Origin of the sequence: Pseudodesulfovibrio nedwellii, from assembly GCF_027923765.1 — a bacterium.
In the GTDB taxonomy this organism is placed as follows: Bacteria; Desulfobacterota; Desulfovibrionia; order Desulfovibrionales; family Desulfovibrionaceae; genus Pseudodesulfovibrio; species Pseudodesulfovibrio nedwellii.
In genome coordinates this window covers 3,604,900-3,630,052 of the sequence record NZ_AP026709.1, presented here as the reverse complement: position 1 = coordinate 3,630,052, position 25,153 = coordinate 3,604,900, and the positions used below count along the sequence as shown (strand labels likewise).

At 51.1% G+C, this 25,153-nt stretch carries 25 protein-coding genes; 3 read left to right on the top strand and 22 right to left on the bottom strand.

Annotated features, from left to right (window positions below; genetic code table 11):
• Positions 1-146: 146 nt before the first annotated feature.
• The 20 genes from hisA to SYK_RS16840 all read right to left on the bottom strand — a co-directional run bounded on the left by hisA (position 147) and on the right by SYK_RS16840 (position 18,973).
• Entirely contained in the window at positions 147-875 is a 729-nt protein-coding gene (hisA, locus tag SYK_RS16935; RefSeq protein WP_281761447.1) for a 1-(5-phosphoribosyl)-5-[(5-phosphoribosylamino)methylideneamino]imidazole-4-carboxamide isomerase, read from the bottom strand.
• Positions 872-1,522, bottom strand: a complete 651-nt coding sequence (locus SYK_RS16930; protein ID WP_281761446.1) for a hypothetical protein — start codon at positions 1,520-1,522, stop codon at positions 872-874. The genes hisA and SYK_RS16930 overlap by 4 nt, the downstream gene beginning before the upstream one ends.
• Positions 1,522-2,109 (bottom strand): imidazoleglycerol-phosphate dehydratase HisB, encoded by a 588-nt coding sequence (gene hisB / locus SYK_RS16925; RefSeq protein ID WP_281761445.1) that lies wholly within the window; start codon positions 2,107-2,109, stop codon positions 1,522-1,524. The genes SYK_RS16930 and hisB overlap by 1 nt, the downstream gene beginning before the upstream one ends.
• Before the next feature lie 106 nt (positions 2,110-2,215).
• Positions 2,216-3,169 (bottom strand): twin-arginine translocase subunit TatC, encoded by a 954-nt coding sequence (gene tatC / locus SYK_RS16920; protein WP_488663693.1) that lies wholly within the window; start codon positions 3,167-3,169, stop codon positions 2,216-2,218.
• A gap of 291 nt (positions 3,170-3,460) precedes the next feature.
• On the bottom strand, positions 3,461-3,805 hold the full coding sequence (gene tatB / locus SYK_RS16915) for a Sec-independent protein translocase protein TatB (protein WP_281761443.1): 345 nt from the start codon (positions 3,803-3,805) through the stop codon (positions 3,461-3,463).
• 198 nt (positions 3,806-4,003) lie between these two features.
• On the bottom strand, positions 4,004-5,548 hold the full coding sequence (gene guaA, locus SYK_RS16910) for a glutamine-hydrolyzing GMP synthase (RefSeq protein ID WP_281761442.1): 1,545 nt from the start codon (positions 5,546-5,548) through the stop codon (positions 4,004-4,006).
• A 367-nt stretch (positions 5,549-5,915) separates the two neighbouring features.
• Positions 5,916-7,370 (bottom strand): IMP dehydrogenase, encoded by a 1,455-nt coding sequence (guaB, locus tag SYK_RS16905; RefSeq protein ID WP_281761441.1) that lies wholly within the window; start codon positions 7,368-7,370, stop codon positions 5,916-5,918.
• 75 nt (positions 7,371-7,445) lie between these two features.
• Positions 7,446-8,153: an ABC transporter ATP-binding protein gene (locus tag SYK_RS16900; protein ID WP_281763290.1), complete on the bottom strand. Its 708-nt coding sequence runs from the start codon at positions 8,151-8,153 to the stop codon at positions 7,446-7,448.
• Position 8,154: 1 nt separating this feature from the next.
• Positions 8,155-8,949 (bottom strand): ABC transporter ATP-binding protein, encoded by a 795-nt coding sequence (locus tag SYK_RS16895; protein WP_281761440.1) that lies wholly within the window; start codon positions 8,947-8,949, stop codon positions 8,155-8,157.
• Positions 8,942-10,213, bottom strand: coding sequence for an ABC transporter permease subunit (locus SYK_RS16890; RefSeq protein ID WP_281763289.1), 1,272 nt, complete (start codon positions 10,211-10,213; stop codon positions 8,942-8,944). Before SYK_RS16890 ends, SYK_RS16895 begins: the two co-directional genes overlap by 8 nt.
• A gap of 71 nt (positions 10,214-10,284) precedes the next feature.
• The gene (locus SYK_RS16885) at positions 10,285-11,187 is read right to left on the bottom strand and encodes a branched-chain amino acid ABC transporter permease (RefSeq protein WP_281761439.1); all 903 of its coding nucleotides are present in this window, start codon (positions 11,185-11,187) and stop codon (positions 10,285-10,287) included.
• A gap of 82 nt (positions 11,188-11,269) precedes the next feature.
• Positions 11,270-12,436 (bottom strand): branched-chain amino acid ABC transporter substrate-binding protein, encoded by a 1,167-nt coding sequence (locus SYK_RS16880; RefSeq protein WP_281761438.1) that lies wholly within the window; start codon positions 12,434-12,436, stop codon positions 11,270-11,272.
• Positions 12,437-12,626: 190 nt separating this feature from the next.
• On the bottom strand, positions 12,627-13,256 hold the full coding sequence (locus SYK_RS16875; RefSeq protein ID WP_281761437.1) for a tetratricopeptide repeat protein: 630 nt from the start codon (positions 13,254-13,256) through the stop codon (positions 12,627-12,629).
• Positions 13,246-13,392 (bottom strand): CcmD family protein, encoded by a 147-nt coding sequence (locus SYK_RS16870; RefSeq protein ID WP_281761436.1) that lies wholly within the window; start codon positions 13,390-13,392, stop codon positions 13,246-13,248. The genes SYK_RS16875 and SYK_RS16870 overlap by 11 nt, the downstream gene beginning before the upstream one ends.
• A gap of 28 nt (positions 13,393-13,420) precedes the next feature.
• Positions 13,421-14,086, bottom strand: coding sequence for a cytochrome c biogenesis protein CcsA (gene ccsA / locus SYK_RS16865; protein WP_281761435.1), 666 nt, complete (start codon positions 14,084-14,086; stop codon positions 13,421-13,423).
• Positions 14,087-14,088: 2 nt separating this feature from the next.
• Positions 14,089-14,766 (bottom strand): heme exporter protein CcmB, encoded by a 678-nt coding sequence (locus tag SYK_RS16860; RefSeq protein ID WP_281761434.1) that lies wholly within the window; start codon positions 14,764-14,766, stop codon positions 14,089-14,091.
• Positions 14,760-15,419, bottom strand: a complete 660-nt coding sequence (ccmA, locus tag SYK_RS16855) for a heme ABC exporter ATP-binding protein CcmA (RefSeq protein ID WP_281761433.1) — start codon at positions 15,417-15,419, stop codon at positions 14,760-14,762. Before ccmA ends, SYK_RS16860 begins: the two co-directional genes overlap by 7 nt.
• The gene (locus SYK_RS16850) at positions 15,420-17,318 is read right to left on the bottom strand and encodes a heme lyase CcmF/NrfE family subunit (RefSeq protein WP_281761432.1); all 1,899 of its coding nucleotides are present in this window, start codon (positions 17,316-17,318) and stop codon (positions 15,420-15,422) included.
• Between the two features lie 140 nt (positions 17,319-17,458).
• The gene (locus tag SYK_RS16845) at positions 17,459-17,887 is read right to left on the bottom strand and encodes a cytochrome c maturation protein CcmE (RefSeq protein WP_281761431.1); all 429 of its coding nucleotides are present in this window, start codon (positions 17,885-17,887) and stop codon (positions 17,459-17,461) included.
• 27 nt (positions 17,888-17,914) lie between these two features.
• The gene (locus tag SYK_RS16840) at positions 17,915-18,973 is read right to left on the bottom strand and encodes a hemolysin family protein (protein WP_281761430.1); all 1,059 of its coding nucleotides are present in this window, start codon (positions 18,971-18,973) and stop codon (positions 17,915-17,917) included.
• Between the two features lie 132 nt (positions 18,974-19,105).
• Between SYK_RS16840 and SYK_RS16835 the strand changes: the two genes are divergently transcribed.
• Positions 19,106-20,125: a glycosyltransferase family 9 protein gene (locus tag SYK_RS16835; RefSeq protein WP_281761429.1), complete on the top strand. Its 1,020-nt coding sequence runs from the start codon at positions 19,106-19,108 to the stop codon at positions 20,123-20,125.
• A 56-nt stretch (positions 20,126-20,181) separates the two neighbouring features.
• On the opposite strand, the gene SYK_RS16830 is transcribed toward SYK_RS16835, so the two are convergent.
• Both SYK_RS16830 and SYK_RS16825 read right to left on the bottom strand, forming a co-directional pair.
• On the bottom strand, positions 20,182-20,838 hold the full coding sequence (locus SYK_RS16830; protein ID WP_281761428.1) for a nicotinate-nicotinamide nucleotide adenylyltransferase: 657 nt from the start codon (positions 20,836-20,838) through the stop codon (positions 20,182-20,184).
• Between the two features lie 198 nt (positions 20,839-21,036).
• A complete protein-coding gene (locus SYK_RS16825) occupies positions 21,037-22,296 on the bottom strand; it encodes a glutamate-5-semialdehyde dehydrogenase (protein WP_281761427.1) in 1,260 nt (419 codons plus the stop codon).
• Between the two features lie 335 nt (positions 22,297-22,631).
• Between SYK_RS16825 and SYK_RS16820 the strand changes: the two genes are divergently transcribed.
• Together SYK_RS16820 and iorA are read left to right on the top strand one after the other, a co-directional pair.
• Complete coding sequence (locus SYK_RS16820; RefSeq protein ID WP_281761426.1) at positions 22,632-23,285, top strand: tetratricopeptide repeat protein; 654 nt, start codon at positions 22,632-22,634, stop codon at positions 23,283-23,285.
• A 32-nt stretch (positions 23,286-23,317) separates the two neighbouring features.
• Positions 23,318-25,153 (top strand): indolepyruvate ferredoxin oxidoreductase subunit alpha, encoded by a 1,836-nt coding sequence (gene iorA, locus SYK_RS16815; protein WP_281761425.1) that lies wholly within the window; start codon positions 23,318-23,320, stop codon positions 25,151-25,153.

The following is a 25,153-nucleotide window of genomic DNA, read 5'->3' as shown; positions in this document are numbered from 1 at the left end:
AACCTCTGGAATTAATCCAGAGGTTTCTTTTTATATTTTCAACAAAAGACCTCGCCGAAGGCGACATAAGATGCTTAAGGCCTTCGGCCTTAAGCCGTCGGAGACAAAATCACCCGACATCGCCGCATAGCGGCATCCCCTCTCTTCTACTGCCCGTCAATCCATGCGTGAGCCTCTTTGACATCCAAAGTGCCTACATAAATGGCTCGACCTGAAATAGCACCCTCAAGGCCTTTCCTGCACAGAGGGTAGAGATTCTTGATGTCGTCCAGCGTATGAACACCACCGGCCGCAATGACAGGTATAGATGTTTTGGAACACAGAGAAGCCAATCCTTCAAGATTGACGCCTGTCTGCATACCGTCACGAGAAATATCTGTGTAGACGATGAAACGAATACCATCAGCTTCAAGTCGAGGCAGAACGTCATCAATGGTCAGCCCTGTGTCCTCAACCCAGCCCTTAGTCTTGAGTTCTCCACCCACGGCGTCCAGAGATACGCCGATACGTCCGGGCAAAGCCTTGCACAGATCAGAGAAAAGAACGGGGTCTTCAAGGGCCATGGTGCCGATTATCAACCTGTGTACACCAGCCTCAATATACTTTTTGGCAGTCGCAATATCACGGATACCGCCACCAAGCTGCACGGGAATATCAATGGCCGAACAGATCGATTTGATCAGCTCAAAATTCTTGGGCACCCCGGAAAAAGCGCCGTCGAGATCAACAACATGTAAAAACCGAGCACCGATTTCAGCCCAGTAGCGAGCCTGTGCGACAGGATCAGTACCAAAGACAGTAACCTGATCCTCCTTGCCCTGTGCAAGACGAACACACTCACCATTCTTTATATCAACGGCGGGAAAAAGAATCATAATCCAAGTTCCATGAGTTTTTCTTCTATGCCATCCGAAGCAAGTCGGGTTGCGGTCACCCACTTACCACCACGGTCAGCGAATTTCCCTGCTGTAAACAGGTTATCCAAAAGTGCTTCCTGAGTCTCTTCGTACCGGGAACGAATCATACGTTCCTGTTGGATATCGATCAGATAAAAATCGATGGCCACAGTGGCAGGACGTTTCACGCCTGCGGAACTACCATCACGTTCAACCCATGTAGTCAACTGAGGCACAAGCAGGAAATCCGCCTGAATGCACTTGCCAACGCCAAGCCAGTATTTCCATGCCGACAACTTGGGCAAACCGGAATCTTCAAAAACCACCACATCCTCGCACTGTTTCACAGCGGCAGGAGTAATATAATCAAAAACCTGGTGCTTATTCAATGTATCAGCAAGCACCATATTCAACGTTTCCAGAGTACCATCAGGTGCAGGGTGCCCCTCTTCATCAAGGTATCCGGCCAGAAGTTCCCAGTTGTAAACAGGGTTGGTAAAACCAGCCACTGCCAATTTTCCTTCAGGACGAGGCACTGCGGCCGTCCGCTTAGTGCCACAACCAGCCAAAACCAGCAGGCTCAGACAGACAACGACCAATCCGAAAGATAGTGCGATGCGTTTCATCAGTCGAGACTCCCTTTAGTGCTGGAAATGCCGGTACGACCGACTGCTACTCCTTGAGCCAGGGCAATCCCCATGGCCTTGAAAGCAGCTTCCAGAAGATGGTGACCATTCTGGCCATATTCGTATTTAACATGCAGGTTCATGCCTGCCTTGAATGCAAAGGATTTGAGAAATTCACGCCAGACGTCTTTTTCGTCTCCGGCAATAATGTCGGGCAAAAGCGCATCATCATACACGATGTACGGCCGACCTGAGAGGTCAATGACCACCTCAGCTAAGGCTTCATCCATGGGAACCTTTGCCGAAGCTACACGATTGATACCCTTTTTATCACCCAATGCTTCGGCGAAAGCCTGACCCAAACACAACCCGATATCCTCAAGGCTGTGATGGCTGTCGATCTCAAGATCGCCTTTGCATGTCAGGTCCAGATCAAACTTTGCCCAGAACGCGCACAGGGTCAGCATGTGGTCGGCAAAACCTATGCCGGTATCCACATTCACTGTTCCCTCACCGTCCAGGGTCAATGTCAGCGTGATGTCCGTTTCCTTGGTGGTGCGAGCCACCGTGGCCTGGCGTTTGCCCATGACCATTACTCCTTATGCAATGATATACTCTGCGTCAGCCCGGACTGTATAGGAAAACTCTAGAAAAATAAACCGGGCAGGGTCTCCCCTGCCCGATCATGTTTCGCTATACTTTTTCGGCTTCCTGATCGGCTTCGGCTGCGACCTCATCCAACTCTGCTTGAACAGCAGCTTCGGCTTCGGCCTGCTTCTTGAGATGCCGTTTTTCCTTCTTACCGAAGAAATACGCCACCCAGATGCCAACCTCATACAGGATAATCAACGGACCAGCCATAAGGCACTGGGTGAACGGATCAGGCGGCGTAAGAACAGCAGCCAAAACAAACCCTATCAAAATGGCATACTTACGTTTTTTACGCAGTCCTGCCGAAGAGACCATCCCCATACGGGCTAGGAAGAAAATAAAGAGTGGTAATTCAAACACAAAACCAAACGCAAAAAGAAGTTTCAGACAGAAACTTAAATATTCATTCAGCTTGGGAGTAAACTGAATTCCCTCGGTAGAGAACCCAGCAAAGAATTCAAAACCAAACGGGAAGACAACAAAATACCCAAACAATGCACCAGAAGTGAAGAAAAGGGCCGAGATGACGGCCATGGGAATCATCCACTTGCGTTCGTTCGAGTATAAGCCCGGAGCAATAAAACCCCATATCTGGGCAAAAACATACGGACTGACCAAAAACAAACCGGCAACAATAGAAATTTTAATATGAGAAAAAAAGGCTTCAGCAGGATAAGTGTACTGGAAATGTCCTTGCTGGGTTACCTGCATCAATGCCTGCTGCAAAGAATCCATAAACAACTGCATCTGATCCGAATGAGCAAAACCCTTGTCAGCAAGTACTTGAGTCAGGGCTCGACCAAAGTCCTGATAAAATTCCGGCGTCAGTATTGGGTTGGCAGCCGCCTGATCCTGAAAGACCTTGATCATCGGCTTCATGAGAATGTCGAACATCTGCTCGGCAAAACTATAACAGGCTACCATACCAATGGCGATAGCGATAAAAGCACGGGTCAAACGAACACGCAATTCACCCAGATGGTCCAACAAGGACATCTGTCCAGGTTCTTCCTCTGTCTCTTCGTCGCTTAATTCGTCGGATTCGTCCTCATCGGCATCCGATTCTTCGGATTCCGCCCCATCCTCATCCGAGGATGTTTCAGCATCACCGCTATCACTCGCAGCTTCATCCAACTTTTTCCCTGCCTGTTCCAATTCTTCATCGGTAACAACGGCAGTGTCGTCCTCTTCGAGAGAAGGGTCATCGTTGGAATCAGTCAGAGACTCGGCCTCAGATTCCCCGTTACCAGGGGCTTTCACATCGTCTTTCTCGGAACTCATGTGAATCTAAGCCTTTGTTTTTTCGGATGATTCAGAGGTAGAGGCTTCAACCTGAGCTTTTTCCAACTCGGCCTTGGCGGTCTCGGCTTCAGCTTTGGCGGTTTCAGCTTCCAGCTTGGCCTTTTCAGCCTTACGACGAGCCAACTCTTCGTCCACTTCACGCTTACGCGATTCAGCTTCAGCCTTGTTGACCTCATCATCCAGCGTGGACTTGACGTCATTGCCAACGCGTTTGAATTCGGCCACGCCCTTGCCCAGAGAACGGAGCATTTCAGGCAATTTTTTAGGGCCGATGACAACAAGTGCCACCAAGCAGATAATCAGTAATTCAGGTCCGCCTATTCCAAACATGTATCTTTCCTTGATTCTGAACTCTTACGCGAAACGGAGCATCCCGATTATCGCTTGGCCGAAACACAATAACGGCCTCGGATTGTCCCGGCAGACACACGCTGCCGTCCTCGAACTTATGGAATCAACATCAATTCTTCAAATATTGTCAACATGAAATAGCCACAAGACTGTGGCTATTTCATGATTCAATCGCAATTATTCCCATTCAATAGTGGACGGCGGCTTGGACGAAATGTCCAGAACCACACGATTAACACCTTTGACCTCATTGATAATCCGGTTGGACATGCGCGCCAAAACTTCGGACGGCAGTCTGGACCAATCAGCAGTCATGGCATCAAGAGAATCTACGATGCGCAAAGCAATAACATTCTCATATGTACGGTCATCGCCCATGACACCAACGGTTTTCAGGGGAAGCAACACGGCAAATCCCTGCCAAACTTTGCGGTACCAATCGGACGCGACCATTTCATTCTGCACGATCCGATCAGCCAAACGCAGGATTTCCAAACGCTCTTCGGTCACTTCGCCAATAATACGAATGGACAGGCCCGGACCGGGGAACGGCTGACGCCAGATGATGTGTTCAGGCAGACCAAGTTCATACGCGGCGCGACGAACTTCGTCCTTGAACAACTCCCGAAGTGGTTCTACCAGTTTCAAATTCATCTTTTCCGGCAGGCCGCCCACGTTATGGTGGGACTTGATGACCGCCGAAGGACCTTTGAAGGACTCGGATTCGATAACATCTGGATACAGAGTGCCCTGTCCCAAGAATTTCACGCCATCAATGGCCTTGGCTTCGCGATCAAAAACTTCGATAAACTTGTAGCCGATGAGCTTGCGCTTCTTCTCGGGATCTTCCACGCCCACCAAGTCGGACAAGAATTCGTCTGCTGCGTCCACCAGCTTGACGTTCAGGTCGAAATGCTCGGCCAGAAAAGCAATGACTTCTTCCTTTTCACCCATACGAAGCAGACCATTATCCACAAAAATGCAGTGCAAATTCTTGCCGATAGCCCTGTGCAGCATAACTGCGGCCACAGTTGAATCAATACCGCCAGACAGACCAAGAACGACCTTATCGTCACCGACCTGCTTCTTCAAATCTTCGATGGCGGTCTCAACAAACCCGGCCATGGACCAGGATGCTTCCAGACCAGCAACCTTGAACAGGAAGTTCTGAATAATAGTTCCGCCGTCGGTGGTATGAGCCACTTCTGGGTGGAACTGCAAAGCGTAAATTTTCTTTTCCACGTTGCCCATTGCAGCGAACTCGATGGAATCGGTCTTACCCATGGGCACAAAGCCCTCTGGAATAGCCTCAACGCGGTCACCGTGGGACATCCAGACCGTCAGGTCTTCCTTCTCTTCAACACCGTCGAAGAGAACACAATCGTTCAGTGCGGTAAATTGTGCCCGGCCGTATTCACGGTCCGTGGAAGCAACGACTCTACCGCCCAAGTTATGGGACAACAGCTGCATGCCGTAGCAAATGCCAAGCACCGGGATGCCCATCTCCATGTATTCCATGTTCAAATCAGGACATCCACCTTCCAGTACACTGGAAGGGCCACCCGACAGGATAAGTGCGGACGGTTTGAATGCCTTGACCCGTTCAGGATCAACATTACAGGGATGAATCTCGGAGTACACCCCGGCCTCGCGGACGCGCCGCGCAATGAGCTGGGTGAACTGGCTGCCAAAATCAAGGATGAGTACTCTGTTTTCGTGCATGTATGTCTCTCTAATTCACTATGCCAAAAATGAAAAGTAGAAGATGCCTTCCCTCCGATTTTGCCCTCAATCTCAATAACGCGGTTGTACGCTTTGAAAAATGACAATGGAAGAGGAGACTCTGCCGCTTTATCCTGACATGGCAGGGCAGGGTAAGCGGAACAAAATATCGAGGGTCACGCCCTGTAGGGCCGAATTGCGACTGCCCGGGAGAAAACGGCGGAACGGCACGGATGGATTCGTCCTTCCATTCCTATGATTTCTCCCGGACTTCACAAGGCGTATTCTCCCGTGCGCACCACTTGCGCGAACACGCCCCAAAAAGTTTGAAGTGGCAGGATGGGTTCAATCCTGCCACAAAAACAGTTTAGCCGTCACCCCTGTAGTTCGGGGATTCCTTGGTAATGGTCACATCATGCACATGAGATTCTCTGAGACCTGCCGGGGAAATCTGGACCATCTGAGACTTTTCGTACAGATCGTCAAGAGTAGCAGAACCCGTGTAGCCCATACCCGACCGCAGGCCGCCGATGAACTGATACAAAGATTCGCCCACCTTACCACGAAAGGCCACACGACCAACAATGCCTTCAGGCACGAGCTTCTTGGATTTCTCCTGGAAGTAGCGATCGGAGCTGCCCTTCTTCATGGCGTCGATGGAACCCATGCCGCGATACTGTTTGTAGGTACGACCTTGGTACAAAATGGTCTCACCCGGAGATTCGTCAGTACCAGCGAGCACCGAACCCATCATGCAGGAGTTGGCACCGCAGGCTAAGGCCTTGACCACGTCACCGGAGAACTTGATACCACCGTCAGCGATGATGCACTTATCGGCTTCACGAGCTGCACGAGTGGCTTCCATGATCGCCGTAATCTGCGGAACGCCGACACCGGCTACAACACGGGTGGTGCAAATAGAACCGGGGCCAATACCGACCTTAACAGTGTCAACGCCAGCTTCGATAAGAGACTTGGCTCCTTCATAAGTGGCGATGTTACCACCAATAAGCTGCACCTGAGGATAAGCCGCACGAAGTTCCCGTGTAGACTTAAGAATGTTTTCTGAATGCCCGTGCGCGGAATCAAGCACCAAGAAATCGGCTCCAGCATGAAGTAGAGCTTCAGAACGACTCAGGCAGTCATTACCGATGCCTATAGCCGCACCAACGAGCAGGCGCCCTCTGGAATCCTTGACTGCATCAGGGTACTTCTTGTGCTTATTGATGTCCTTGATGGTGATAAGACCCTTGAGACGATTGTCTTTGTCCACCACCAGCAATTTCTCAATGCGATGCTGATGCAACTTGCGCTTGGCTTCTTCGTTGTCGATGCCTTCAGGCACGGTAACGAGATCGCGTGAGGTCATGAGTTCTGACACCAACGGATTGTCATCTTTGACAAACCGGATGTCACGGTTGGTTATAATACCTACCAGATGGTCGCCTTTAACCACTGGTAAACCGGAAATACGGTATTCGGCCATAATAGCCTTGACCTTGCCCAGATCATCATCAGGATGAACAGTGATGGGATCAGAGATCATGCCGGACTCGGACTTCTTGACTCGATCGATTTCACGAGCCTGCTCACGGACGGACATGTTCTTGTGAATGACACCCGCGCCGCCGTGCCGGGCCATGGAAATGGCCATGCGGGACTCGGTGACCGTGTCCATGGCAGCAGAAAGAAGCGGGATGTTCAGTTTGATCTCGGGGGTCAGGTAGGTTGACACGTCGACGGCGTCGGGCAGGATGTTGGAATAGCCCGGTACCAGGAGAACGTCATCAAAGGTCAGTGCCTTGTCGAGAATCTTGCTCATATATGTACCTCCAGAGCGATGGTTGGATGTATCTAAATTTAAGGCCGGACGTTCCCGTCCGGCCTTGTCTTTTCGTTATAAGCCTAAGTAGGCCTTTTTCACCTGCTCATCCGCAAGGAGCTTGTCGCAGGTGTCTGTGAGAACGACTCGCCCATTTTCCATGACGTACCCTCGGTGCCCTATCTTGAGCGCGAGGTTGGCGTTCTGCTCCACCAAAAAGATGGTGGTATTATTTTCCGCATTGACCTTCTTGATAATTTCGAAGATCTGCCGGACGACCAAGGGCGCTAGCCCCATCGATGGTTCATCCAGAAGCAGGAGACGAGGCTTTGCCATAAGAGCACGCCCGATGGCAAGCATCTGTTGCTCCCCACCTGACAGGGTTCCACCCTGCTGTCGTCGTCGTTCTGCCAAAATGGGAAACAAATCATAACAATAATCCATATCCCGTTTAATCGCGTTCTTGTCATTCCGCATGAACGCGCCCATGTCGAGATTTTCCTGAACCGTCAGTTCCGGGAAGATCAAACGCCCTTCCGGCACTTGACAAATTCCCTGAGCCACAATCTTGTTCGGTGCTTCACGAGAGATATCATCTCCTTCATACAACACCTTGCCTTCACGGGCCTGCACTACACCACACACGGTCATGAGCGTGGTTGACTTGCCTGCACCGTTGGCCCCGATCAAGGTAATAATCTCCCCTTGATTGATATGCAGGTTCACATCATATAAAGCCTGAATATTTCCATAAAAACTATTAACATTTTTCAATTCGAGCATCTTAGTCATCGTGATCCTCCCCGAGGTAAGCTTTGATGACCGTCGGATTCTCGGCGATTTCCTGCGGCGTGCCCGTTGCGATCATGCGTCCGTAATCAAGGACGTAAATGCGATCGGACATGGACATAACCATTTTCATGTCGTGCTCAATAAGCATAATAGAGATGTTGAACTGCTCACGAATATCCATGATGAGCTGTTCCAAATCCAACGTTTCTTGCGGGTTCATACCCGCAGCCGGCTCATCCAGCAAGAGCAGAAATGGGTCCGTGGCCAATGCACGGGCAATTTCAAGCCTGCGTTGTTTACCGTACGGCATGTTAGATGACAGTTCATCGGCAAATTCGCTCAGACCAACCAGTTCCAACAGGTGGTATGCCTTTTCAATAACGGCCTGCTCTTCTTCCCGGGCGGCCTTGTTACGGGAGACAGCACCCCAGATCGACGCCTTGGTACGGCAATGAGTGCCGATCATAACATTTTCCAAAGCGGTCATGGAATGAAACAGCCGGATATTCTGGAAGGTACGAGCCATGCCATATTCAGTAACAATGTTCGGCTTCTTACCGTTGATCCGCACATGATGACCAGACGCATCCGGGTCAATGATCACATCGCCAGAAGTTGGGGTATAGATACCGGTAATGCAGTTGAAGAACGTAGTCTTCCCTGCGCCGTTCGGGCCGATCAGAGCCACGATTTCCTTATCGTTCACGACGAGATCGACTTCGTCCAAAGCACGAATGCCCCCGAAGTCCTTACACACCGTTTTGACGTTCAAGACTGGATTATTCATTGCCTGCACTCGCAGTTTTGGAAGCTGTGTATTTATAGATTTTGCGCTTTGCACTGATCAATCCCTGCGGCCTGAACACCATGACCAAAACCATGATTGCTCCGAACAGGAGCATTCTGAATTCGGCGAAATCTCGGAGATACTCCGGCAGCAAAATCAGAATAATGGCACCGGCGACAACACCACGAATGGACCCCATGCCACCGATAACAACGATAGACAGGATAATGGCCGACTCCCAGAAAGTGAATGACGCCGGGTTAATAAAGCTTGTCTTGGCCGCAAAAACCACACCGGCCATGCCGGCCCAAGTGGCACCCAGAGCAAAAGCCATGAGCTTGGTCTTCATCTTGTCGATGCCCATTGCCTGACACGCGATTTCATCTTCTCGCAATGCGAGCCACGCTCTGCCGATACGCGAATTCTGCAATCTGTTGACACAGAAAATGGTAAAGACCAACAAACCGAGCATGATATAATACATATATTGAGTCGAAGCGATAACACCGATTTTCATGCCGAACAGTGCCGGACGATCAATGCCGGAGATACCGGAAGGTCCCATGGTGACATCACCCCAGTTTTCCAGCACCAGCCGAATAATCTCACCAAAACCAAGAGTGACGATAGCCAGATAATCACCACGCAAACGCAGGACGGGGAAACCGAGAATGACGCCAAGGAGTGCGCCAAGTATTGCGCCTATAGGCAGCATGAACCAAAAACCGATACCCCAGTGCATGTTGCACAAGGCATAGGCATACGCGCCTACTGCGTAGAAGGCCACGTATCCAAGATCAAGCAAACCGGCTAGACCGACAACAATATTGAGTCCCAAACCGAGTACAATATACACGAGACAGGAAACCATAATATTGGTCTGATACAGATTGAAGACCTGCGGAAATGCGGCAGCGACCAAAGCGATAGCGCCGAGGGCTATTAATTTTAATACAATATTGGACTGCACCTTGGTGAGCAGGGATTCCATACGGGATTCCTCTTTGCTCTCATCTTTCTTGAGTTCCTTACGGGCCAATAACCAACGCCAGACAAAGGAACCAAAAAAGACAACCAAGGCAATATACGCCATACGATCCCAGTGCCATGCCACCGTTTTCTCAATGGTGTCGACCCTGATAACCATGATCGGGAATGTCAGAAAGGCGAACCAGAGAGCAGCGACGAACGACCTCTTCAAAGCCTGAGCGAAATTATCGCACCCGGCGGACAAGAAGAAGCTGATGAAGCTCTGCTGGGCCATGGTATTACTTGCGTTACTCACAGTATATTCCTCGCATGATGTACGACATCATGCTGCTTGAGAATCAATAGTTAGACCTTCTGGGTCTTTTCCTTGCCCATGATGCCTGATGGCCTGAAAATCAGGATCAGCACCAACAGACAGAACGCAAACACATCCTCGTAGTCTGAAGAGACATACCCGGTTGCGAAGGCTTCGGTCAGGCCAAGTACAAGGGCTCCAAGCATGGCGCCGGGAATGGACCCGATGCCGCCGAGCACTGCGGCGGTAAACGCCTTGATACCCGCGATAAAGCCGATGTAGTAGTTAATCTGACCGATATGGGAGGCAATGAGTACACCGCCAACCGCAGCCAGACTGGACCCAATGATAAAGGTCGCGGAAATAACCATATCGACATTGATGCCGACGAGCATGGCCATTTTCCGATTTTGGGCCGTGGCGCGCATGGCCTTGCCCAACTTGGTGAATTTGATGAACAGCGTCAGTCCCACACACGAAGATACCGTGGCAAGGATGATGACCAGTTCGGAAGAACTCATGATGGAACCCATGGACTTCATGAACCCGAACTCGGGAATGAGTTCAGGGAACGGAAGAAAGTCCGATGTCTGGGCAAGCATAACGTAGTTCTGTAAGAAAATTGACATACCGATGGCAGAGATCAGCGGGGAAAGACGAGGCGCACCGCGCAACGGCTTATAGGCGACCTTTTCAATGGTGTACCCATATGCCGCAGCCCAAACGACCGCGCAGACCACCGCAATAGCCAGGATGGCAATGCCGGGAAAACCGAGCATCGTCAATAATCCAGCGACGATCAACCCGGTAAACGCACCGATCATGTAAATCTCGCCATGAGCGAAGTTGATAAGCTCGATAATGCCGTAGACCATGGTGTAGCCCAGAGCGATAAGAGCATAAATGCTGCCCCGGGTCAGTCCACCCAAAAACAGCTCAAGAAAATATTCCATTACGTGAAATCCTGTTCATTAAATAAACCCAGGGGACAAGCTTGTGCCCGTCCCCTGGTTTAATGTGTTTTGCTATCAGCTACTACTTAATTTCAACGTACTTGCCGTCTTGCACCTGGTAGATGGCAAAACCAACGCCTTCGGCATCGCCCCTGGCATCGAACTTGATATTACCAACCGGTGTATCGACCTTCTTGGTATGAAGGGCTTCGATAACCTTGTCGTAATTGGTGCTACCTGCATTCTCAACAGCCTTGAGCAAAGCCAAAGCGGCGGAGTATGCTTCCGGGAAGAACGGGCCGGGATCGGCACCGAATTCTGCCTTATGAGCGGCAATAGCTTCTTGATAGAGCGGATTGGAAGAGAAATCCATGGGACCGGTAGCATACACGCCTTCAGCGTATTTGCCAGCGACCTTGATGAAAGTATCGTCCTTCACACCATCGTCAGACAGGAAAGGAACTTCAAGGCCCTTCTTACGCATGCCGGTAACGACCTTGGAAGCTTCGGGATGGTAACCACCGAAAATGACACCATCAGCGCCGGAGCCCTTGATCTTCTGAACAACGGCGGAATAGTCGACAGCACCGGGGGTTACGCCTTCAAACAAAGCGACCTGAATGTCAGCATCAGCTTCGATGAACTGCTTGCAGAAAGAGGCAAAACCCTTACCATAATCACCTTTGTCGTGAATGATGGCAATATTTTTGAGACCGAGGCTTTTAGCGAATTCAACTTCGAGGGCAGCCTGCGCGTCATCAGGAGCGATGGTACGGAAAAAGTTCGGATATTCGCCAGACTGGGTCAACGGCGGATTGGTTGCGGAAGGAGACATAACCACGATCTTGCCATCAAGATAGATGGGCATAGCGGCCTTGGTCGCGCCGGAACAAATGTGACCGAGCACGATCTTCACGTCGTCGGACAACATCTTCGTGGCTGCGTTGGTAGCCAATTCAGGCTTGCACTGATCATCCTGTGCAACAACTTCAACCATAGCGCCATTGACGCCACCGGCTGCATTTATCTTGGCTGCAACAAGCTTGGCTGCATTAACAGTGGGCAGGCCATAGGAGGCCAAATCACCGGAATGGGCGCCAGCAACACCGAGAACGAGCTTTGCAGCAGGAGCCACTTCACCAGTTTCAACATCAGCTTTTTCATCAGCTTTCTCAGCTTCACCGCTACACGCTGCCAACATGGCCACCATGACCAGGCACAGAGCGATCAGACTCAGTTTGACTCTCATGCTTCTCTCTCCTAAAAAAGTATAAGGTTCACTACCACTTTGGTGTATACAAAGAACTTACAAACCGACTCAGAAAACAGCTCCCCGCAGTTTTCTGAGTACAAGTAAGTCATTGTATGTATTTTACAAATATTGTCAATCACATCCCCTTAAACATTCAGCGACTCAACGACCTGTTTTCGCAGGTCTTTTACTTACCAAGTTCCTCACGAGCCAGCTTTATCATCTCCTGATCATCCTTTTCCAGTTCTAGAACCCGAGAAAAGTATGTTCCCGCTTCGTCGGGCTTTTTAAAATAATGTTTGTTAATGACACCCAAATTAAAGAGTGCAAGCGTGTCTTTATTATCAATTTTCAGAATGGCTTCATAGGATTCTGCGGCCTTGGTGAAATCTTCCTTGTTAAAATAGGCAATACCAATCCCCTTCAGGACAGTAGTGTTGTCGGGCTGAAGTGAACGAGCCTTCAAAAGCGGTTGCAGAGCACGATCCCAAGCTCGCATCATGAGAAAAGAATTCCCAAGACCAACAAGCGCTTCGGCATCGTTAGGATTGGCATCGACGCGAGCCATGAATTCCTTGACCTTGGACATGGCACCATTTGAGACACCACCCATGGCTGCCTGCCCTTCATTATCAGGCACACCATCGCCATCGTGATCATGACCGTCGTTGGCTGTATGTTGCGGCTGTTGTGCCTTCACGAACAGGTTCGGATTTTCCATGCGATAGACAAAACTGGTCACAAACATGGCACCAATAGCCAAAACCACAGTCAGAATAACGGCTTTACGGCCAAATGTGGTCACATTAGCTGTCATTATCGTCCCCCAAAAGTTCGAGCTGCTGCACGCGCTTTTCCAATCCTGCGGACTTGGACGCCAGGAATACGAGATATCCGGCAACACCAAGCCAGACAGCGACATTTGCGATAAAGATATAAGTGGTTGCAGACATTTTAAATCCTTATATGAATTAAGAAATTCTAATTTTCATCATCCCAGATAAGCATGGCTTCGAGCTTTGCATGCTGGCCCAGTTGTTTAATGCGTGTAAGCAGCATGGCTCCCCACATGAAACCAAAGGCGACCAAACCGGCGAGTACCGTGTACCACATGCGGACTGCCATCCCCGAACCCTCACGGGCCAATCCATCGGGATGAGCACTGCCCCATAATTTGGCTGCGAAAAAGACAAGCGGTACATCCAGAAATGCGACGATACCAAGCACGGCACAAACCAAGGCCTTTCGGTCCCGTCCCATCGGTGTATTTCTGAGCACCAAATAGCCAGCGTACACATACCACATGATAAGCGCGGTGGTCAGCTTCGGATCCCAGAGCCACCAATGTCCCCACTCTGCTCGTGCCCAGACCGAACCGGTCACCAAGGCAAGCGTGGCAAACAGAACACCCAGTTCCGCAGCGGCTCCGGCCACCCGGTCATACACATCCTTACGGTTGAACAGGTAGAGAATGGACGACACGAAGACCACGAAAAAAGAAACCAGCGCCCACCACGAACAAGGCAAGTGCATATAGAAAATTTTCTGCACCGGACCGGATTGGGCCACTGGTGCGTAAAACCAAATCATGGACTGATGCACGAGCAGGGCCAGACCTGCCAACAGTGCGAGCACTTTCACTTTCATAGTTACTCTTCCCCACTATAGACGAACGGGAACAGGAACAATCCGGCCCCGGAAAACAAACAATCAAAGGCAAAAATCAAACCGAGCCACTTGTCAGGACCTTCTATCGGTTCCGGCGAAAAACACATACCGAACAAGGTGATCCCAGACAACAACACGGGCAACAACAACGGGAAAACGATGACAGACAATAAGGATTCGCGTGCGGCCTGCCCCTGAGATAACGCCCCAAGAAGCGCACCGATAACCACCAGACCGATATCCGCGCCGACCAAAGTCACGGCAAGCAGCCACACGGGACCATGCACCGTTTGACCAAGGAACGCGGCCGTGGCCGGAAGAAATACAAGCTGGGAAATCAAGAGCAAACTCAACCCGGCCACACCTTTGCCAATCCATACCGCATGCACGGGCACGGGTGAAGACAGGATACCGATACGTGCGCCGTTGGCTTCCTCGATAGCAAAAAGATCGTTGAAGACAAGCACCAGTCCAAAGGCAGAAGCAAGCCAGAAAATGGCCCCTGCCGCCTGCGGAGAAATGCCGCCGCCTAACGGTTTGGACAAGGAAAACAAAAAGATAAGCAACAGACCAAGCAAGACGGCCTGTACTAACCCCTGCCCGCCCGACATGGACAATTTGAGGTCTTTGGAAGCGAGTATTCCGGCACGTTTCAACATGTTGCCTCCACCACGTACTCGGATGCCGGACCAAAATATTCCACTTTTCTGCCACCCAACGCGAGGACCTTATCGGCAAGTTTCGTATCATCAGCCACTTGATGACTGATCCAGATCACACTGACGCCCTTGTCGCGCAATCCGGTTATCTCACTCCTAAGTTTTGCCAAGGAGCGAGGGTCGAGCCCTGTACCGGGCTCATCAAGGAAAATGAGTTTCGGCTCCACAAGATAGATACGCGCCAAATTGAGCCGCTGGGCCATGCCTCGCGAAAAGGAACCGGCTTTCTCTTCAGCCGCACGTTCCAATCCAACCCGTTTAAGCAACTCAATAAGTTTTTCACGGGACGGCGACAGCCCATACATGGAACCCCAGAATTTCAAATTTTCCAAGGCCGACAAACCCGGATAAATGAAAGTGGCATGTCCAAGATAGGCGGAATCTTCCGGTTCCACGTTCAAAGAGACTTCTCCGGCTGACGGTTTGGACAACCCGGCCATGATGCGCATGAGCGTTGATTTGCCTGCGCCGTTATGTCCAGCCACGAGCAGGATTTCACCCGGTACAACATCGCAGGAAACTTCCTTGAACACGAGTTTGCTGCCAAAAAACTTGGCAACCCGCTTCACAGAGAGCAGGGGCGCGTTCGCCATCTATCGGCCCTCGCCGGGTCGAGGCATACGCCGAAGCAACAGGAAAGCGAGAATGCTCATGAGCGTCCCACCAATCCAGATCCAGTTGATGAGCGGGTTAACGCTGACCTTGAAGCTGGCCTTGTCGTCCTCGGTCAAACCGAGCAACGTGGCGTACAGTTCGTCTCCGAGGCTGGGAAGAGTGGACACCTCGGCGAACTGCTGCCGCTCGAAATTCCGATAAATACGTTTGTCCGGCATCATGATACCCATGAGTTTGCCGTCTTCGAAAACCTCAAGCGTGGCAGTAGCGCGCAACTTGATATCACCGACATCGCCATCCTGCACCAGATCAGTAAAGGTAAGCGTATAGTCGTCAATAATCATGGACTCGCCCTTGGCCAAAACAACTTCCTGTTCAATCTTGTACGGACCGGAAAAAGCAATACCAAGAGCGATGAGTACCAAACCGAGATGGATGCCGTAGGCTCCCCAGGACTGACGCGTTCTCCGCATGGACGGATAAAGAACAAACAGCATGACCATGCCGAAAATTGCAGCGACAGAGGCGGCTGCGGTCAAAGCAGCCAGAACATTCGTCATGCCTGACAGGTAGAACCCGACAAAACTGACAGCCAACACGGCAGAGACACCGATGAAGCCCTTCAGGTTGCGGATGCCTCCCTTCCAACCAAGCCACGGACAGTAGCAGAAGATAAGCACAAGACACGACATGAACGGCAGGCAGACCCGATTATAAAAATGGGCATCAAGACCAAGCGGCTTGTCGGTCCAAACCTGACTGATAACCGGCCACATGGTTCCCAAAGTGACAACCATGCCCAAAGCAAGCAGGAACCAAGCCGCGATAACCAGCATACCCTGTCGACTCAAGAAATCGGACAAGCTACGATGGGTCAGACGCTTGGACAAAAAAGTGACCATGAACGTCACAAACAGCCCGATCATCATGGACCAAAACAACGGCTTGGCGACACCGGATTCCCCAAATGAATGCAGAGAGTCAATAACACCGGACCGGGTCAAGTAGGTCGAAAAAATACACAAGATAAACGTCAAGGACATGAGAAAGACGTTGGTGCGCTGCAAGGCGTTACGACGAGATTCGATGATGGACGTATGCAGCACGGCGGTCCCTGCAAACCATGGGATCAACGAAGCGTTTTCAACCGGATCCCATGCCCAATAACCACCCCAGCCCAATTCCATATAAGACCACCATGCACCGAGCACGATACCTGCGGTCAGGAATACCCAGGACAGAATGTTCCAGTTACGAGTCACGGTAATCCAGGATTTCTCTTCACCCGCGATGGAAGCAGCCAACGCCGCACACGCCGGAATGGCATACAAGGCGAAACCAAGAAACAACAATGGCGGATGGAAGATCATGCCAGGGTTACGCAAAAGCGGATTCAAACCGCGCCCATCAGTCGGTGCCGGGATAATCTCAATGAATGGATTGGACCAGCCTGTGAGCAGGAGCAAAAAGAACCCCTGAATAGCCAAAAAGAACATCCAGAAATACAATTTGGTGTCGTCACTGAAGGACTTGTAACTCGGCGTGGTCACCAAAATCATACCGGAAACAGCGATAATCAATTCCCAGAAAAGTAACGATCCCTCGCGTCCGCCCCACAAAGCCGTGAGGGTATAAACGAAGGATAGCGCGTTATCCACATTGTCATAGACATAGCGGAACGAATAATCTCTGGAGGTCAAACCGACCATCAGAATCAACGTTGAAAAAATCACACCCCCGGAAGCCAGAAGTTGCCCGCGTTCGATGAAGACCAAGGAGTCTTTATTCTGTCGCCACGCTGCGACCCCGGCAAATCCTGCGAGAAAAAGAAACGCGAGCAGTGAAAAAAGCAAACCGACATATCCGGTCAGATGCATGAAACTCTCCTTACGATATCAACATGCGAATGTCCGGACGCACAAGCCCGAATTCGCGAATTCATGACCAAAGTCACACGGCGATAGTAGGATAAAACAAACGAAGCAACCATGTGAAAAAGATTTCACCAACCGGCACGCTAACTACTTTTTTCCATTTTCTTACTTTGCTCTTCATACTTGGAAGGACACTTTGTCACCAAAGTCCGTGCGACAAAGACTTCGCCATCAGACGAAAAAGTCCCTTCTACTATGACTTCAACATCTTCCTTGAAGGTATCCGGCAAAGCGCCTTTATATCGGACTCGCAGGGACTTGGCATGCTCGACCTTGTCGAGGAGGTCAAAACTGGCCCCGAGCTTGCCATCCACGATTTCCAGATTTTTTGGTGATACCTTACCAAACAGACGAGCCTGTCCAATCTGTGTCCGATCTTCAGCCAACGCCTCGGACACATTAAGGAAGTATACCGAATCTTCAGTCAGACCGGAAAAGATAAGATACCCGAGACCACCCAGAAACAATGCCAAGGCAACTCCGTATACGACTTTATTGGAACTTTTCGCCATTATGATCCCTTGCGCGTTCTCGCGACTTTATTTCTTCTCTTTCTCAGTTGACTTGGGCCGACTGCCGGTGAGTTCATCCCGCTGCATTCGTGCGAGTTCACGCATATCCACCACCTGATCGGTCTCGTCAACTATTTCACTACCCAAAATTTCTTCGAGTACATCTTCGAGCGTCACCACACCGGCCACTCCTCCGTACTCATCAAGGACCACACACAAATGCATACGGCTTCCCAGAAACTGTACCAACAACTTGTCCAAGGTAACTGTTTCGAGCACAAAACGAACCGGACGCATGATATCCGACAATTTCAGGTCGTCCCTGTCGTCGGCCAGCGCCTCAAGCACCAACCGCCGATAGACAACGCCTACAATTTCCTCCGGATCATCATCAAACACAGGTATACGACTGTGCGGCCATGTGGGATGTGACTCCCGAGCCTCGGCGACAGTCATATCTGCAGACAATGAAAAAACCACTGTACGAGGGGTCATTATCCGCTCAACTGTCTTGGAATCCAGCGACAGGATATTACGGATGGACTGCTCCTCATACGGCTTGATCACTCCAGACCGACGGGTCAGGCTGACAATAGCCCTGATGTCATCTTCCGTGTGATCAGGCCCTGCATTCTTCTTATGCATAGCCTTGGACAAAACACTCATGACCGCAATCACGGGTTTAAATATCCAGACCAACCCCAGCAATGGGCGAGCCAGCGGCGGTGCAATACGATCAGAATACACCACGCCAAGCGTCTTTGGCAGGATCTCTGTGAAGATGAGAATAATTACTGTAAAGGCGACTGTAAAGAGCCAAAGCGTCTCTTTACCATATAAATTGGCCCACGCCCAACCGGCCACAGCTGCACCAGCAGTATGTGCACAGGTGTTAAGCGTCAAAATGGCGGTGATTGGTTCGTCCACATTGAAACGAAGTTTATGAAGCAATGCCGCCGACTTGCTTCCGCTATCCTTGAGCTTTTCAATATCGGCCCAGCTCATGGAATACAGTGCGGCTTCTGCTACCGAGCAGAACATGGAGACAAAGACAGCCACGCCAACGGCGAGTACAAGTTCAAGCATTTTTTTTGATCACTTTCTGAAAAACAGTCCAAAAATCATAGTGTTTGAAAGGAATAATATAACAGATGGATTCAGGTGGTGCAACACGCAACACACTTGACTTCCAAGGCGATTGAGGCGAACTGAACGGACATGCAATTGTCTTCCGACACCACACCGAAACTTGTTTTCCGCCTCGGCCACATGGGTGATGTAGCGCTAACCACCGGCGTACTGTCACATTGGCATGAAACGCGGGGGGATACTTTTATTTTTCTGACCCGTAAAGGGAACGCCCCCTTGCTGGAGAATCACCCCGCCATCAAAGAGGTTGTGGAATTCTCCAATGACCAACTCAAGACCGGGCCATGGTTCACTGTCGCAGGCGAACTGTCCAGCTATTTCAAAGGACAGACTCTCATAGACCTACACGGCACCCTGCGTTCGCGCATTCTTTCCGCGCGATGGAAAGGCCCTGTCATTCGCTATCCAAAATTCGGCTTGAACCGACGGCTCTATGATCGCACACGCGCTGAGCGTTTCCGGGTGCAGCTTGAAAAAACTACAGTCCCACAACGGTACAGCATGGCCCTCGACAGCACACCGCCAGCAGCACACGATCTGGTACCACGCATTTACCTGACAAATGAAGAACGCACCGCCGCATCCACCCGTCTCGATGCTATTGGACTGTCCGGGCCACTCATTGGCCTGCACCCCTACGCCACGCACCCGGCCAAACAATGGCCCAAAGAGCACTGGCTACGGCTTATGAAATTGTTAAATGCAAATAATCTAGGATGGTTCGTCATTGGCCGAAACACTGAAAAAATTCTGGCCGAGAATAACCACGATCTGACAAATCAGACAGATCTGCGGGAAACCAGCGCACTGCTCGCCCAAGCTCAAATACTCGTGACCGGCGACTCCGGCCCCATGCATCTGGCGTGTGGTGTAGACACACCCGTGGCCGCTATCTTCGGCCCCACAGCACGTGCCTGGGGATTCTATCCGGCAGGTCTCAAAGACCGAGTCATCGAACAGCCGCTCGACTGCCGACCATGCTCTCTGCATGGTGCCAAACCCTGTCCTTTCGGATTTGAATGCATGACTAGCACAACACCGGAAAGCGTCATGCAAAACATTCACGCCATGCTCAACGACACCCATTAAACACTCTTAACGAATCACATCTCCGTCAAGGCACACACAGCTTGTGTCAGCATTTTTTACGAACGAATGCCCCAATACTGTTCGATCTCATCCGCCCGCTCTTCCAGCAACGCTTCCACCCCCGGAGGCACAAGCAGACTCAAACACCGTCTCTCCAACCAACACCGGCGAAGGTGTCCACCTTTAATATCCAGCCGGGGAATACCCAAAAGTCGAATGGAGTGGCCTTCAGGGAACTGCCACAGTCCAAGCTCTTCCTGAACGGCATTGGGCCAATGCGTATTGATAAATCCAGTCACCTCGCCAGCAGCCTCCCATCGGTTGACCACCACCAAAGATGCCATATTGGGTATATCCAATCCTCGCCGCCAGTCAGGCAGTTCCAAAAACGTGGATGCGCCAAGAATAAAATGAAATTCGGTTTCCGGCTGTTCTGAACGATAACAAGTCAGCGTGTCACAGGTAAAGGAAGGCCCGGAACGCCGGCCCTCAATAGGGTTAGCCCCCAATCCGGGAATATCACCGATAGCCCGGTCGACCATATCAAGACGCAGCTTGAAAGGCAGCATGTCAGCACCGTTCTTATGCGGTGGCTCTTTGGCCGGAACCAAATCCACTCGGTCCAATTCAAGCTGTTCGCAGACTTCAACAGCCATACGAACGTGCCCAGTGTGGATCGGATTGAAACTCCCGCCGAGAATACCAATTTTCACAAACAATCCCCTTGATTCACGCAAAGATAAACATGTTCAGGCCAAGATGCAAGAGTGACACAGAACACAAGTGTCCGGTCACGAAAAACATACTTTTCCTCATACCTATTCATATTTGTACATACTCCAACTCTACCTTCCAAGCAAAAAGGCCGCCCTAATAAAGGACGGCCTTGAAACAATCTTCTTAAAAAAACCTTATTCGCGAATCTGACCTTCACCCATGAGCACAAACTTAGCACTCGTCAATTCCTTGATACCCATTGGGCCATACGCATGAAGCTTGGAGGTAGAAATACCGATCTCGGCACCAAGACCAAGCTGACCACCGTCATTGAATCGGGTACTTGCATTGGCCACGACCAACGAGGCGTCCACTTCACGAATGAAACGCATGCAGTGTTCATAGTTCTCTGACAAAATTGATTCGGTATGATTGGAACCATATTCCGCGATATAGTCCATGGCCTCATCCAGATCATCCACGACCTTCACGGCCAGAATCAGATCCAAGAACTCAAAACCCCAATCATCGCCAACAGCGGATTCAGCAAATTCCCCCAAGAGCGGCAGAGACTTTTCGCACGCCTTGAACTTCACACCCTTGGAGCCGATGGCCTGAGCTACCTTGGGCAACAAAACGTCAGCCACATCTTTATGAACAAGCAGGCATTCCAACGCATTGCAACCGCTGGGGTACTGCATCTTGGAATTCTCAATGATAGGCACTGCCTTATTGATATCGCAGGAAGCGTCCGCAAACATCTGACACACGCCCTTGTAATGTTTGAGAACAGGCATGGTGGCCTGACTGGTCACGGCACGAATGAGACCTTCTCCACCGCGCGGAATAACCACATCAATATATTCATCAAGCTTGAGCATCTCGGCCACGGCTTCACGGTCCGTGGTGGGCGGCACCTGCACCGCGTCCTGAGGCAGACCGGCCTGTTCCAAGGCAATGTGCATGAGATCAGCCAAAAATTTATTGGAATGAAACGCCTCGGACCCACCGCGCAGTATGACAGCGTTCCCTGCCTTGAGGCAAAGAATACCGGCATCCACAGTCGCATTGGGACGGGATTCGTAAATCATAGCGACCACACCGAGAGGAACACGCATACGTCCAACCAACATACCGTTGGGGCGCTTGGTCATGGACTCAATTTCACCCACGGGATCAGCCATGGCAGCCACCTCTCGGCAGCCCTGAATCATGGAATTAAGCACCTTCTCATTAATGGTCAAACGCTGTACACGGGCCTTGTCCAATCCTCTTTCGACGGCGGCATCAAGGTCCTTCTTGTTGGCAACGGCGATGGCTTCAGTCTCGGATTGCAACAGGTCAGCCAGAATCAGCAAAGCATCCTGTTTAGCCTTGCCAGAGGCATTTGCCAGCCCTCGGGACGCCGCTTTGGCACGTTTGCCCATTTCCACCATTTGTTCACGAATATCCATATATACTCCTTGAAATTCAGTTCTGAATCATCGCCGAATAAAATTCCTTCTCCGACGGATCTTTTTTGCTAACCCTCACTATAGGATAAAGTCAAACCCGACAATGACAACAGCCTGAACACTTTTGGCCATCACACACTGTTCATTTTACACTTTTTGTCATTTCACATCACAAAACACCGCCCAAAAATAGCAATTTACCCGATTTTCAGCCCTGTTTTCAAAATAGGCTTTGACCTTTTTTACAATTTTGCTTATCAAGCCCTTTGCGTTGGCGGGCCTAGCTTCCCGGCCTTCGCGTAAGCAAATTCCCTTCATGGAGGAACAAAAAAACAATGGCTGACAACAAGACCACACAACAAGAAGTGCTTTCTGACATCGAGTCCCGGGCACCGCAGTCCATGCACCCCATCCTCGAAGCCGCCTTCAAGTATCAAAAGCAGCTCATTCTCGCAGTCAGCGTCATCATTGGCGTGACCGCAATCTATGCGGGGTACAATGCTTATGCCGCCAAGGCCAAAGCAACGGCGCAGGCCGAACTCGGCGTCATTCTCGTTGAAACCCGAAATAAGGACCAGATTGAAAAACTGGAAACCCTGCTCAGCACTGTTCCCGCTTCCGTGAAGCCTGCTGTTGTTCTGGAAATTGCCCAAGCCAGCATGACTTTTGGCGAATACGCCAAAGCCGTGACTTACTGGGGCATGCTCGTTGGTGAAACCAATGACGACATGCAGTTCACCGCTCGGATGGGCAAGGCCAAAGCCCTCCTTCTTGAAGGTAAAAGTGCTGACGCTCTGACCGAAATGAAAGAATTAGTCGGCATCGCTTCCGCCGCATACACCGTGCCCGTCTATCGCCAGCTCGCTCTGGCAGCGGAAACAGCCGGTGACACTGTTGAAGCGTTGGACGCATACAAAAAAATCGCTGAAAAAGACGTCGCTGACAAACCGTTCATCGACTACAAGATTTCCCAGCTTGAATCCAAATAACCGCGCACTCAGCGCATATATGGAGAGATAATATGGCAAATCCGCTCTTGGGCGACACTCCCGGTGAAACCCACCTGCTGCTTGGTAACGAAGCCATTGTCCGTGGTGCCATTGAAGCTGGCATTCAGGTGGTTTCCTGCTACCCAGGCACTCCGTCCTCGGAAGTTCCCGATACATTCTATCGCATTTCCCCGGACGGCAAATACTATTTCGAGTACTCCGTCAACGAGAAGGTGGCCCTTGAGGTCGCCGGTGGCGCAACTCTGGCCGGAGCCATGACTCTGTGCACAATGAAGCACGTTGGCGTAAACGTAGCAGCTGATCCGCTCATGACACTCTGCTACACTGGTGCTCCCGGCGGCATAGTTTTGCTGTCCGCCGATGATCCGGGCTGTCATTCCAGCCAAAATGAACAGGACAATCGCATCTACGCACGCATCGCTGGCATGCCTATCCTGGAGCCGTCCACAGCTCAGGAAGCCAAAGACATGACCCGCGACGGCCTGCTTCTGTCGAAAAAACACGGCGCACCGCTGCTGCTTCGGACCACCACTCGCGTCAACCATCTTCGCGGTGCGGTTGAATTCGGCCCCGCTCCTGATCCGGGCAAGCCCGAAGGCTTCAAACGCAACCCATCGAAATTTGTTCCCATCCCGGCATTCTCCCGTCCCATGCATCTGGCACTGCTGGATCGCATTGAGGACCTCCGAGAAGAAGCCGAAAAATCCGTATACAACACTGTGACCGGCTCTGGCGAGTTGGGCATTGTCTGCTCTGGTATTTCCAGCGCATACGTTGCCGACGCTCTGGAAAACGCAGGCCTTGCCGACAAGGTCTCCGTCCTCCAACTTGGTTTCCCCTATCCTCTGCCTGAGAAAAAATGTCTGGACTTCATCAAGTCCGTAAAAAAAGTCCTGGTAGTCGAAGAACTGGAACCACTGGTAGAAAACGAATTCCGCGTACTGGCCCAGAAAAACGAAATATCCATCGAAATTCTCGGCAAAGACGTGTTGCCTAAATTCGGCGAATTTTCCGTCACCATGGTGGAAAATGTCATTCGCACAATTCTTGGCGAAGCACTGGCCGAGGCCTGTGACTGTGATCTGCCCGAACTGCCGGGCCGTCCGCCGAACCTTTGTGCCGGTTGCCCGCATCGCGGCACATACTTCGCGGCCAAAAAAGTTTTCGGCGACGAAGCCGTCTACTCTTCCGATATCGGCTGTTACACACTCGGAATTCTGCCCCCGCTTCAAGCGGCCGACTTCCTCGTTTGCATGGGATCTTCCATCTCCGCAGGCGGAGGCGTTGCCAAAGCATCCGGTCAGACCGTGGTCGCTTTCATCGGCGACTCCACGTTCTTCCATTCCGGCCTGAGCGGCGTGGCCAATGCGGTCTTCAATCAGCACGACATTCTCTTGGTCGTTCTGGATAACCGCACCACTGCCATGACCGGTCATCAACCAAACCCCGGCGTTGATCGCACTATCCTCGGCGAAAACGACCATCCGCTAGACATCGAGTCTGCTGTTCGCGGTCTGGGCGTCACCGAAGTGCGCACGGTCAATCCGTTCAATCAAAAAAAGACTCTGGCCGCCCTCGAAGAATTGAAGGCACTGTCTGGAGTACGCGTGCTCATCGCCAAAGAGCCGTGTCCCCTCTTCACTCGCCGAGTCTACAAGAAAGTTGCCCCGCAAGTGGCTTACGTCGCCGAATCCTGCACTGGCCGATTCGATTGTCTGGACAAGCTTGCTTGCCCTGCCATGTACAAGGAAGGCGGCAAGGCCGCAGTCAACCCAATGCTGTGCAACGGCTGTATGCTCTGCTTGCAGGTCTGCGGACATATCAAAGCCAAGAAGAGAGGCAGCTAA

Coding starts and splice junctions, on each gene's coding strand:
- hisA (WP_281761447.1), bottom strand. CDS start 875: ATGATTCTTTTTCCCGCCGTTGATATAAAGAATGGTGAGTGTGTTCGT.
- SYK_RS16930 (WP_281761446.1), bottom strand. CDS start 1,522: ATGAAACGCATCGCACTATCTTTCGGATTGGTCGTTGTCTGTCTGAGC.
- hisB (WP_281761445.1), bottom strand. CDS start 2,109: ATGGGCAAACGCCAGGCCACGGTGGCTCGCACCACCAAGGAAACGGAC.
- tatC (WP_488663693.1), bottom strand. CDS start 3,169: ATGTCCTTGTTGGACCATCTGGGTGAATTGCGTGTTCGTTTGACCCGT.
- tatB (WP_281761443.1), bottom strand. CDS start 3,805: ATGTTTGGAATAGGCGGACCTGAATTACTGATTATCTGCTTGGTGGCA.
- guaA (WP_281761442.1), bottom strand. CDS start 5,548: ATGCACGAAAACAGAGTACTCATCCTTGATTTTGGCAGCCAGTTCACC.
- guaB (WP_281761441.1), bottom strand. CDS start 7,370: ATGAGCAAGATTCTCGACAAGGCACTGACCTTTGATGACGTTCTCCTG.
- SYK_RS16900 (WP_281763290.1), bottom strand. CDS start 8,153: ATGCTCGAATTGAAAAATGTTAATAGTTTTTATGGAAATATTCAGGCT.
- SYK_RS16895 (WP_281761440.1), bottom strand. CDS start 8,949: ATGAATAATCCAGTCTTGAACGTCAAAACGGTGTGTAAGGACTTCGGG.
- SYK_RS16890 (WP_281763289.1), bottom strand. CDS start 10,213: ATGGCCCAGCAGAGCTTCATCAGCTTCTTCTTGTCCGCCGGGTGCGAT.
- SYK_RS16885 (WP_281761439.1), bottom strand. CDS start 11,187: ATGGAATATTTTCTTGAGCTGTTTTTGGGTGGACTGACCCGGGGCAGC.
- SYK_RS16880 (WP_281761438.1), bottom strand. CDS start 12,436: ATGAGAGTCAAACTGAGTCTGATCGCTCTGTGCCTGGTCATGGTGGCC.
- SYK_RS16875 (WP_281761437.1), bottom strand. CDS start 13,256: ATGACAGCTAATGTGACCACATTTGGCCGTAAAGCCGTTATTCTGACT.
- SYK_RS16870 (WP_281761436.1), bottom strand. CDS start 13,392: ATGTCTGCAACCACTTATATCTTTATCGCAAATGTCGCTGTCTGGCTT.
- ccsA (WP_281761435.1), bottom strand. CDS start 14,086: ATGAAAGTGAAAGTGCTCGCACTGTTGGCAGGTCTGGCCCTGCTCGTG.
- SYK_RS16860 (WP_281761434.1), bottom strand. CDS start 14,766: ATGTTGAAACGTGCCGGAATACTCGCTTCCAAAGACCTCAAATTGTCC.
- ccmA (WP_281761433.1), bottom strand. CDS start 15,419: ATGGCGAACGCGCCCCTGCTCTCTGTGAAGCGGGTTGCCAAGTTTTTT.
- SYK_RS16850 (WP_281761432.1), bottom strand. CDS start 17,318: ATGCATCTGACCGGATATGTCGGTTTGCTTTTTTCACTGCTCGCGTTT.
- SYK_RS16845 (WP_281761431.1), bottom strand. CDS start 17,887: ATGGCGAAAAGTTCCAATAAAGTCGTATACGGAGTTGCCTTGGCATTG.
- SYK_RS16840 (WP_281761430.1), bottom strand. CDS start 18,973: ATGCTTGAACTTGTACTCGCCGTTGGCGTGGCTGTCTTTGTCTCCATG.
- SYK_RS16835 (WP_281761429.1), top strand. CDS start 19,106: ATGCAATTGTCTTCCGACACCACACCGAAACTTGTTTTCCGCCTCGGC.
- SYK_RS16825 (WP_281761427.1), bottom strand. CDS start 22,296: ATGGATATTCGTGAACAAATGGTGGAAATGGGCAAACGTGCCAAAGCG.
- SYK_RS16820 (WP_281761426.1), top strand. CDS start 22,632: ATGGCTGACAACAAGACCACACAACAAGAAGTGCTTTCTGACATCGAG.
- iorA (WP_281761425.1), top strand. CDS start 23,318: ATGGCAAATCCGCTCTTGGGCGACACTCCCGGTGAAACCCACCTGCTG.